The following is a 9,936-nucleotide window of genomic DNA, read 5'->3' on the forward strand; positions in this document are numbered from 1 at the left end:
GGCGCTTGCTCCAGGGGTCATTTGCGCGGAGGTCCTTGCAGGTCCAGGGGCGCGGCGTTGTCGGGGCGACCGCGTATCAGCGATTCCGGGTGACGGCCCAGGTAGTCCGACAGTTCGCGCAGCGAGCGCGACATACGGCCCAGTTCATCCAGGGTCTGGGTCAGCTGCTCGCGCTGCGGTGAATCCTCGGCCAGGGTCGAGCTGGCCGATTGCAGCGTCTTGCTCACGTCAGCCAGGGTGTTCTGAACGCCGGGCAGGGTTTTGGCGTTGAATTGGGTCAGGCCTTTGCGCAGCTCGACCAGGTTGCTGTCGAGGTTGCCGGCAATGCGTTCGATCGGCAGTTGGTTGATCTTGTTGACGATGCTCTCGAGTTTTTCCTGCAACTGCTCCAGGTTGCCGGGAATGGTTGGAATGGCGACTGGGCGCAGGCTGGGGTCAAATTTGACCTTCTCGGCTTTCGGGTAAAAGTCCAGCGCGATGTATAACTGGCCGGTCAGCAGATTTCCGCTGCGCGCCTGGGCGCGCAGGCCATTTTCGATGAACGAACCGATCAGACGTACGCCGGCGGCCTCGTCGTTGGGATTATGGTTCATGACCTTGAGCAGCTTGGTGTGGGCCTGCCCGAGCAACTGTGGATAGATCACGATGCCGACGTTGAGTGGGAAGCTGCGTTTATTAGCATCGAAGTCCAGGTTGATCGACACCACTTTGCCAAACTCGACACCGAGGAATTCCACTGGCGCACCGACCTTGAGCCCGCGCAATGCCTGGTCGAATCGCAGGACCATGTATTGGCCCTCGCCGCTGGGTGGGGCGAGGGCGCTGTCTTGATCGTCGAAGAGCTCAAAGGTACGTGCTTCGTCGGCCGGTTTGTCGTTCGGGCTGTACGGCGGCGCCCGAAAGGCGATGCCACCGACCAGCATGGACGAGAGCGATTCGGTCTTCAGCGCAAAGCCATTGGCGCCCACGCTCAGGTCAACCCCGCTGGCATTCCAGAAACGCGTGTTTTCGGTGACATAGGCATCATTGGGCGCATGCACGAACACCTCGACATTGACACCCTTGCCTTCGGCATCCAGCTCGTAGGCCACCACCTGGCCGACCTCGATTTTGCGGTAGTACACCGGTGAGCCGATATCCAGCGAACCAAGGGTCTGCGTGTGCAGCGTGAAACGCTTGCCCGGTTCGCCGTAGGTGATGGGCGGCGGGTTTTCCAGGCCTTTGAACTGCTTGGCACGTGTCTCCGATTGGCCGATGTCGGCACCGATGTAGTCGCCGGAGAGCAGGGTGTCGATGCCGGATACACCGCCGGCGCCGATACGCGGGCGCACCACCCAGAACTGCGAGTCGGCGCGGGTGAAGCTTTCGGCCTGCTTGGCCAGTTGAACGGTGGCGTTGACGCTTTTCTGGTCGTCACTCAAGGCGACGTCGGTGACCTGGCCGATCACCACGTTGCGGTACTTGACCTCGGTTTTATTCGCGGTCAAACCGCTGCCGGTCTTGAAATTGAGGGTGATGGTCGGGCCCTGCTGGAGGACGCTGTGTACCACCAGCGAAATCCCCACCAGCACCGCGACGATCGGCACGATCCACACCAGCGAAACGCTGAAGCGCCGTGTCTTGATCGCAGGTGACCCTAGGGCTTGGGGGGTGTCAGTGGGATGTGACGTCATCCGAGGTCTCCTTGTTGTGCGGGTTTTCCCAGATCAGCCTCGGATCGAAGCTCATGGCGGCCAGCATGGTAAACACCACCACCAGGCCGAAAAACAGGATGCCCAGGCGCGGCTCGATGGTGCCCAGGGCCTGGAACTTCACCAGTGCGGCCACCAGCGCAACCACGATGACATCCAGCATGGACCAGTAACCAATCAGTTCGACGAAGCGGAACAGCTTCGAACGTTCCTTGCGTGCCCAAAGGCTATTGCGCTGCACGGTGACCAGCAGCAGGGTCAGGGACACAAACTTGATGCCGGGCACTGCGATGCTGGCGATGAAAATAATCAGCGCAATGTCCCACGCGCCATGCTGCCAGAACTCCAGGACCCCGCTCATGATGGTGCTGTCCGCCCCTGAGCCGAGCATGGTGGTGTTCATCACCGGCAGGAGGTTGGCCGGCACATAGAACGCCAGCGCGGTGAGCATGTAGGCCCAGGTGCGTGTCAGGGAACTGACCTTGCGCCGGTGCAAGGGCGCACCGCAGCGTTCGCATTCGGTCGGCCCGGCGCGCATGTCGCAGGACAATCCGCAGCTGTGACAGAGGCACAGATCGAGCTCACTGGCCGTCGGTGGTGTGTTCATACGGTGTCCCATAGGTCGCGCACATCACGTCCGGCAATGCGGATCAGCAACAGGCTGAGCACGGCCAGGGCAAACAGGCCGGTGCCGGGTATCACATCAAGCATGCCGGCCAGCTTGAACACCGCCACCATTGCCCCGAGCAGGCACACCTCCAGCATGCTCCAGGGCCGGAGCGCCTCCAGCCAACGCATGCACAGCCGGAACGCCGGTGAGCGCTTGCCCGCGAGGGCGAAACTCAAGACCCACGTCAATAGCAGCAACTGGAACACGGGCGCGATGATGATGGAAATGGCCGCCACCAGCGCGATAAAGGTGATCGGCCCCAGGCTCAGCGCTACTACCGAATCCCATAACGTGGCGCTGCTTTTCAGGCCTTGCAGGCTGATACTCATCACGGGATAGAAATTGGCGAAAGTCCACAGCACCGCAGCCGTCAGGGTCAGGGCGAGGCGCTGTTGCACCGACAGGCCGTTGTAGCGCTGGAGTACGCCAGCGCACCGTATGCAGTGGGCTTTTTGATGTCTGGCGAGCGTGACTTTTTCGTAAACACAGTCGCAGTGCTCGCAGATGATCAGTTGATTCGCCATGGAGATCGCTCCAACGCGGCACAGTGGCGGGGGGCTGGGTTGTTTTTCGATGGTGTGGGCAAGCTTAGCAGTCGCTGCTCTTCAGGTCTGGCACCTCGTCAACCATACTGTGCGGAATATGCCATAGAGCCCGCAGGAGCACCGATGAATATTGAAAAAGCCGCGCTGATCCGCGAAACCTTCCCGGTCGGCCCGTTGCAGTGCAACTGCACGATCATTGGCGACCCCATCACCAAAAAGGCCATCGTGGTCGACCCGGGTGGCAATCATGAATTGATCCTGGCACGTCTCGATGCACTGGGCCTGAAAGTGGTGAGCATCATTCACACCCATGCCCATCTCGATCACTTCCTGGCCTCGGGGCAATTGAAGGAGAAGACCGGTGCCACCCTGCACCTGCACAAGGAAGACCAGTTTCTCTGGGACAATCTGGAGATGCAGTGCCAGATGTTTGGTGTGCCCTACACTCCGGTGCCGTCGCCGGATCGCTGGCTGGCCGATGATGAAGAGTTGGCCTGTGGGTGCGGTGTGGCGCTGCATACACCGGGGCATACGCCAGGCTCGATGAGCTTCTGGTTTGCCGATGCCCAACTACTGATTGCCGGGGACACGCTGTTTCGGCGCGGGGTAGGGCGTACGGATTTGTGGGGCGGGGACCAGGCGACGATCGTGCGTTCGATCAAGCAACGGCTCTACACGCTGGATGAAGGCGCGACGGTGGTGACCGGGCATGGCCCGGACACGCGCCTGGGTGACGAGATGCGTGAGAACCCGTTTGTGCGGGCGTGAAGCGATGGTTCAAACGGCAATCCGCTGTAGCAAAAACACAGGCCGCGTTCAGCATGTGTCTGCTACGGTTTCTGTAGCAACGCAAGTCCCGAACGTTTTGTTACAGGTCGGGGCGTGTACACGGAATTTTTACCGTTTGTCGCGTTCCAAACTCGGCACGGGTCCATTGCCAATGTCCTTTGCACCACAGAATGCAAAAAGTAGGAGCTCCCTTCATGTTCACTCCGCGTCGTCTGCTTGTTGTCGCTACCGCCGTAGCCTTGTTGTCCGGCTGCGCTTCACCTAATCCTTATGACGGCAGCAGCCAGGGACAGGCGAATAATGAATCCAGCGGTATGAGCAAGACCGCCAAGTACGGTGGCCTGGGTGCCCTGGCCGGTGCATTGGCGGGGGCTGCCATCGACCATAACAACCGTGGCAAGGGCGCGCTCATTGGCGCAGTGGTTGCGGGTGCCGGCGCCGCGGGCTATGGCTACTACGCCGACCAGCAGGAAAAGAAACTGCGCGAAAGCATGGCCAATACCGGGGTTGAAGTTCAGCGCCAGGGCGACCAGATCAAGCTGATCATGCCGGGTAACATCACCTTCGCCACCAACTCGGACGCGATCTCCAGCAGCTTTTACCAGCCGCTGAACAACTTGGCCAACTCCCTCAAGCAGTTCAACCAGAACACCATCCAGATCGTGGGTTACACCGATAGCACCGGCAGCCGCCAACTGAATATGGACCTGTCCCAGCGCCGTGCCCAGAGCGTGGCCAACTACCTGACTTCCCAAGGCGTCAATGGTGCGAACCTCAGCGCACGCGGTGCCGGCCCGGATAACCCGATTGCCAGCAACGCCGACGTCAATGGCCGTGCCCAGAACCGTCGGGTAGAAGTGAACCTCGGTCCGATCCCGGGCCAGCAGTACGGCCAACCTGGCGCGCAGCAACAAGTGCCGCAGCAGAACAACCAGTTCCAGGGCAACCCGTACCAGCAGTACCAATAAACGCTGCTCACTAAAAAGGGCGCCATGCAGTGAATGCATGGCGCCCTTTTTTATAGCTGCCGCTTACATCAATCGATGTATTCGAACACCTTCACGATCTTCTGCACGCCGGACACGCCCTGAACCAGGTTGGCTGCGCGCGTGGCTTCCGCCTGGGTCAGCAGGCCCATCAGGTAGACGATGCCGTTATCGGTAACGACTTTGATCCGCGAGCCGGGAATCGCGTTGTCGGTCAGCATCTGCGCCTTGATCTTGGTAGTCAGCAGGGCGTCGTTGCTGATGGCCAATAGGGTGATCGGGTCCATCACCTGCAATTCGTTGTGGACCTTCTTGACTCGTTGTACGGCCGAGGCGGCTTGTTCGGCCTGGGCCTTGAGGTCGGCGCGTGGCGTTTGGCCTGCGAGCAGTACCACGCCGTTGAAGCTGGTCACGACGATACGTGAAGCACCGTTGCCCAGGTCCGTGGCGGCTTTGGCAATGTTGACTTCGACCTTGGTTTCGATCAGCGAGTCGTCAATCTTGCTGCCGAAGGTGCGGGTGCCCTTGTCATCCTGAATAGGGGTGTCACGTGTTGCAGTGATTGCCGTGCTGCAGCCGCTGATGCCGAGGCACAACGTAATGGCCAAAAGGCCGAGGCGGTTAACGGTCATTCTTCACTCCCAAACAGTTGGCTGTCGATCAGATCGCACAGGCAGTGGATCGCCAGCAGGTGGACTTCCTGAATACGTGCGGTGACATTGGCCGGGACGCGAATCTCCACATCTTCGGGCAGCAGCAGCGAGGCCATGCCGCCGCCGTCGCGTCCGGTCAATGCTACGACAATCATTTCGCGATCATGTGCGGCCTGGATCGCTTGAATAATATTCGCCGAGTTGCCGCTGGTGGAAATCGCCAGCAGCACATCGCCTGGTTGGCCCAGGGCGCGGATCTGCTTGGAGAAAATTTCGTTGTAGCTGTAGTCGTTGGCGATCGAGGTGATCGTCGACGAATCGGTGGTCAAGGCGATGGCCGGCAGGCTCGGGCGCTCACGCTCGAAGCGGTTGAGCAACTCCGACGAAAAATGCTGGGCATCGCCGGCCGAACCGCCGTTGCCGCACGAAAGCATTTTGCCCTCGTTGAGCAAGGCATTGACCATGACCTGACTGGCTTGCTCGATGTGCGGTGCAAGTACGTCCATCGCCTGTTGCTTGGTGTCGATGCTGGCCTGGAAAAGCTGGCGAATTCGGGATTGCATGTCCATCTGTGTGACCTTAAGTAGCGCGGCTGTTTGGCACAGAAATGTGCAGCCCGCAAAGCAAAGAGCAAAAGTGTGTGATGAAGGTGTCCGGCGAATCAGCTGTCGAAGGCATTTTGCAGCCAGTTCAGATCAACTTGACCAGACGGTGTGCTTTCCATGGCAACTACATCGAAACGGCAGGGGGCGTCGGCCCAGCGATGCTCTTTTTGCAGGAAAAACTGCGCAGCGAGTATCAGCTTCTGACGCTTGCGCCCGTCGATACTGGCGAGCGCGCCACCCCATTGTGCGTGTTTTCTGTAGCGGACTTCGACGAATACTACTGTATCGCCGTCAAGCATGACCAGATCAAGCTCGCCGCGTTTACACAACCAGTTCTGCGCCAGCAGGCGCAGACCCTGTTGTTGCAAGTGTTTCAGCGCTTGAAGCTCGGCATCCTTGCCGCTTTGTGCAGTGGACCGCTCCGGCATCAGCGCGGGGTGTCCGGCAGGCGTTGGATCTCGCCACCGACGAACTTCGCCCATGGCATCTGGCGATCGACGCGCTGGTTGGTGCTGATGCCCAGGTTGCCCGAGAGACCGTCAACCCGTGTATCCGGCAGCGCCTTCAACTGGCCCAGGCGCGGTGCCAGGCGGTAAGCGTCGACGCCCATCGCGTACAGGCGGCCAAGGCTGCCATTGGCTTGCGGCCATTGTGCGGCAACCTGGTTGCGCAGCGGGTCAGTGGTGTTGAGCAGCCAAGGGGTTTCGCAGAACATCACGTTGGTCATGTCCAGGTACTGGTTCTTGTCGCCGCTGGCGCTGAATACATGGGACGTGGCGTACACCGGCACATCACCGGCGTACTGGAAGTTCAGGGTCGGCTTGATCTGCTGGGCCAGCTGCGGGGTAACGGCCAGGAAGATGAACTCGATGTCCTGGCGACGTGACGGCTGTGCCGCTACGTCTGTGCCCACTGTGCTTTGCAGGCTCTTGGCGCGACCTTCGCTTTTACGCAGTTGGAACAGGTCGGCGATTTGCTGGGCGAGGGCGACCGGCTGGTCGACATACTCAACACCGACAACCGTGCCACCGTTGGCTTCCCAATCCTGGCGGAAGGCCTTGTAGACACGCTCGCCCCATTCGCCACGGGGCACCATGGCAGCAGCGCGATGCAGGCCATCGGCACGGGCGCGGCGCGACACTTCGCGGGCTTCGTCTTCAGCGGCCAGGCCGAACTGGAACAGTTGCGGTGGGCTCTGGTCGGTTTCGCTGTAGTTCAGCGCGAGGGTGGTGATCGGCAATTGAGGGCGCGCACTGAGTTGTTTGACCAGCGGCTTCTCCAGCGGGCCGACCACCAGTTGCACGCCGGCGGCCTGGGCCTTGGCGTAGAAGTCGTCGATGGAGGTCAGGCGCGAACTGTCATAGAACTCGATGGCCGGTGGCTTCTGCCCGGCTTGTTCAGCCTGGTAGTGCGCCGCCATGAAGCCTTCGCGCAGCGCCTTGCCGACGGAGGCCAGTGGGCCTTCCTGCGGCAGTAGCAGGGCGATCTTGTTCAAGGGCTGGCTGGCCAGCTCCTTGAGCTTGGTCAGCGGGGTTGGCAGTTGCACGGCGGCCGGGTGGCCTGGGTTCTGTGCGCGCCAGGTGTCGATAGCGGCCTGTTGTTGCTCGAGCGTACCGGCGCCCTTGACCGCCTGGGCCAGGGTGATCCAGCCGTCCAGGGTCGGGTTGCCGCTGGCTTGCAGTTGTTCTGCAGGCAGTGCGGCAATCAAGGTCCAGATGGCGTCGTGATTGCTTTTAGCCGCATCGCCGCTGAGCAGTGACGCCATGGCAACGCGCTCGCGAGCAGCGGCCAGGGTCTGGCCATCGGCTTCATAAGCGCGGGCGTGCACGGTGCCGGTGCGGATCTGCTGTTCGGTCGGCAGCTCCTTCAGGCTTTGCAGGCTCGGATGGTTCAAGGCGGTCAACGCGGCCTTGGGCTGGTTGCGCGTCATGGCCAATTCGGCGGCCAGGGTGCTGGCAAAGACTTGCGCGGCTGGCTTGAGGACATCCAGGGACACTTGCGCAAGAATCTGCGACGAGCGGCCGGGGTTGTTCTGGCGGTAGGCCATGTCTGCCGCACTCAGGCGCAGCAATGCGGCCTTTTCTGGTGTCTTGGCGGTGGTGGCCTGTTCGAGCAGTTGCTCGATACTGGCGTCCGGGGTCCGTGGAAGGTCGCCAAGGCTGGACGAGGGCGAGCTGGCGCAAGCGGCCAGTAAGGCAGCGAGGCAGAGGGCGGAGAGCAGCCGCAGGCAAGCGATCATGTAAGTGTTCCTGATACCGATCAAATTAGCGTGGAATTGTACCCAAGCACTGGCCCAGGCGCGATGTTACTGGCGTGAAACCTTTGATTTAGGTCGTGCAAATGTTGCTGTTGGCAATTGATGGCAGAAAAGGCATCGGCCGTGATGGCATATTTTCAAGGCGCCTACGCGCTACAATATGGCTTTTGCCAACCATCGAGGTGTGCGCTTTGACTGCTCCAGGTCCTTTGAATTCCACTGCAGGCTCGCTTTTTGTCGTGGCGACGCCCATTGGCAACCTGGACGACATCAGTGCCCGAGCACTGAAAGTGTTGCGCGAGGTTAAATTGATCGCGGCCGAAGACACCCGGCACTCCCAGCGCTTGATGCAGCATTTTGGTATCAGCACACCACTGGCGGCCTGCCACGAACACAATGAGCGCGAAGAAGGCAGCCGCTTTATTGTCCGCCTGTTGGCCGGTGACGATGTCGCACTGATCTCCGATGCGGGTACGCCGCTGATCTCCGATCCGGGCTATCACCTGGTTCGCCAGGCGCGGGCCGCAGGTATCAATGTAGTACCTGTTCCCGGGGCGTGCGCGCTGATAGCGGCGTTGTCGGCGGCGGGCCTGCCCTCGGATCGCTTTATCTTCGAAGGTTTCCTGCCGGCCAAGGCGGTGGGGCGCCGTGCCCGTCTCCAGGCGGTAAAGGAAGAACCGCGCACCCTGATCTTCTACGAAGCCCCGCACCGTATCCTCGAATGCCTGCAGGACATGGAGCTGGTGTTTGGTGGCGAGCGTCTTGCGTTGCTGGCGCGTGAACTGACCAAGACGTTCGAAACCCTCAAGGGCTTGCCGCTGGAAGAACTGCGCGCGTTTGTCGAAGGCGACAGCAATCAGCAGCGTGGAGAGTGCGTGGTGCTGGTGGCAGGCTGGACAGCACCGGAGGCGGAAGACGCAGTCGGCAGCGAGGCCATGCGTGTCCTCGACCTGTTGCTCAAGGAGATGCCCCTCAAGCGCGCGGCGGCGTTGGCGGCGGAAATTACCGGTGTACGCAAGAATGTGCTGTATCAAGTTGCGCTGGATAAACAGAAAGCCGAATAGTTCCGGGGTTAAACCGGTATTCCGTCCGAACGTGATGGCAATGCTGCACTTTTAATACTTGTCCTGAGGCCGCCGTGCCGTTAACCTGCGCGGCGGAGAGTCGATTGGACAGTCGCTGCCCTCTATGAAAATTAGGGGGGGGAGGAAAGTCCGGGCTCCATAGGGCGAAGTGCCAGGTAATGCCTGGGGGGCGTGAGCCTACGGAAAGTGCCACAGAAAATAACCGCCTAAGCATTTCGGTGCCGGTAAGGGTGAAAAGGTGCGGTAAGAGCGCACCGCACGACTGGCAACAGTTCGTGGCTAGGTAAACCCCACTTGGAGCAAGACCAAATAGGGTCCCAAGGCGTGGCCCGCGCTGGGACCGGGTAGGTTGCTAAAGATGTCCAGTGATGGCCATCGTAGACGAATGACTGTTCAAGACAGAACCCGGCTTATAGATCGACTCTCCACCTTTTTCCTTCTGTGCGAATCTCGGACAGAAAACCGGTAGTAACGCAAGAAACCCTCCCTGCCAAATCATTGGCAGATGCATCTTCGTAATACCAAAAAAATCTTACTCTTAATAAATTACTTTAACTTTGAGCTGTAGCTCTTTGAGCTATTTGTGCTTATCGAGCCAAAAACACCGCCGAACTCTGGTTTCTCCTCCTTTTACGCTCCTAAATCTCCGATCTGT

At 60.1% G+C, this 9,936-nt stretch carries 10 protein-coding genes and 1 other RNA gene; 4 read left to right on the forward strand and 7 right to left on the reverse strand.

The features are described 5' to 3' along the window. Positions 1–17 precede the first annotated feature (17 nt). From FBY10_RS01715 to FBY10_RS01725, 3 genes are read right to left on the reverse strand one after another with little or no spacing between them, the layout of a single operon-like run. Positions 18–1,673, reverse strand: a complete 1,656-nt coding sequence (locus tag FBY10_RS01715) for an intermembrane transport protein PqiB (protein WP_145335317.1) — start codon at positions 1,671–1,673, stop codon at positions 18–20. After that, a complete protein-coding gene (locus FBY10_RS01720) occupies positions 1,654–2,298 on the reverse strand; it encodes a paraquat-inducible protein A (protein ID WP_145335315.1) in 645 nt (214 codons plus the stop codon). The genes FBY10_RS01715 and FBY10_RS01720 overlap by 20 nt, the downstream gene beginning before the upstream one ends. Then, positions 2,295–2,885 (reverse strand): paraquat-inducible protein A, encoded by a 591-nt coding sequence (locus FBY10_RS01725; RefSeq protein ID WP_131698390.1) that lies wholly within the window; start codon positions 2,883–2,885, stop codon positions 2,295–2,297. Before FBY10_RS01725 ends, FBY10_RS01720 begins: the two co-directional genes overlap by 4 nt. A 144-nt stretch (positions 2,886–3,029) precedes the next feature. Here FBY10_RS01725 and FBY10_RS01730 point away from each other — a divergent pair, with 144 nt between their 5' ends. Both FBY10_RS01730 and FBY10_RS01735 read left to right on the forward strand, forming a co-directional pair. Then, positions 3,030–3,674, forward strand: a complete 645-nt coding sequence (locus FBY10_RS01730) for an MBL fold metallo-hydrolase (protein ID WP_145335313.1) — start codon at positions 3,030–3,032, stop codon at positions 3,672–3,674. 215 nt (positions 3,675–3,889) lie between these two features. Next, positions 3,890–4,663, forward strand: coding sequence for an OmpA family protein (locus FBY10_RS01735; protein ID WP_131698388.1), 774 nt, complete (start codon positions 3,890–3,892; stop codon positions 4,661–4,663). Positions 4,664–4,731: 68 nt separating this feature from the next. Here FBY10_RS01735 and FBY10_RS01740 read toward each other — a convergent pair whose 3' ends face one another. From FBY10_RS01740 to FBY10_RS01755, 4 genes are all read right to left on the reverse strand, one after another. After that, positions 4,732–5,313 carry a BON domain-containing protein gene (locus FBY10_RS01740; protein ID WP_027604770.1) on the reverse strand — a complete coding sequence of 194 codons (582 nt, stop codon included), beginning with the start codon at positions 5,311–5,313 and terminating at the stop codon, positions 4,732–4,734. Beyond that, positions 5,310–5,903, reverse strand: coding sequence for a phosphoheptose isomerase (locus FBY10_RS01745; protein ID WP_007904374.1), 594 nt, complete (start codon positions 5,901–5,903; stop codon positions 5,310–5,312). The genes FBY10_RS01740 and FBY10_RS01745 overlap by 4 nt, the downstream gene beginning before the upstream one ends. Positions 5,904–5,995: 92 nt before the next feature. Next, positions 5,996–6,367, reverse strand: a complete 372-nt coding sequence (locus FBY10_RS01750) for a YraN family protein (protein WP_074843924.1) — start codon at positions 6,365–6,367, stop codon at positions 5,996–5,998. Then, positions 6,367–8,178: a penicillin-binding protein activator gene (locus FBY10_RS01755; RefSeq protein ID WP_131698387.1), complete on the reverse strand. Its 1,812-nt coding sequence runs from the start codon at positions 8,176–8,178 to the stop codon at positions 6,367–6,369. The genes FBY10_RS01750 and FBY10_RS01755 overlap by 1 nt, the downstream gene beginning before the upstream one ends. A 209-nt stretch (positions 8,179–8,387) precedes the next feature. Here FBY10_RS01755 and rsmI point away from each other — a divergent pair, with 209 nt between their 5' ends. Continuing rightward, positions 8,388–9,260 carry a 16S rRNA (cytidine(1402)-2'-O)-methyltransferase gene (gene rsmI, locus FBY10_RS01760; protein ID WP_078731724.1) on the forward strand — a complete coding sequence of 291 codons (873 nt, stop codon included), beginning with the start codon at positions 8,388–8,390 and terminating at the stop codon, positions 9,258–9,260. A 96-nt stretch (positions 9,261–9,356) separates the two neighbouring features. Further along, an RNA gene (gene rnpB, locus FBY10_RS01765) (RNase P RNA component class A) lies at positions 9,357–9,710 on the forward strand. Positions 9,711–9,936 lie beyond the last annotated feature (226 nt).

This window comes from Pseudomonas sp. SJZ103 (assembly GCF_007828335.1).
Taxonomy (GTDB): domain Bacteria; phylum Pseudomonadota; class Gammaproteobacteria; order Pseudomonadales; family Pseudomonadaceae; genus Aquipseudomonas.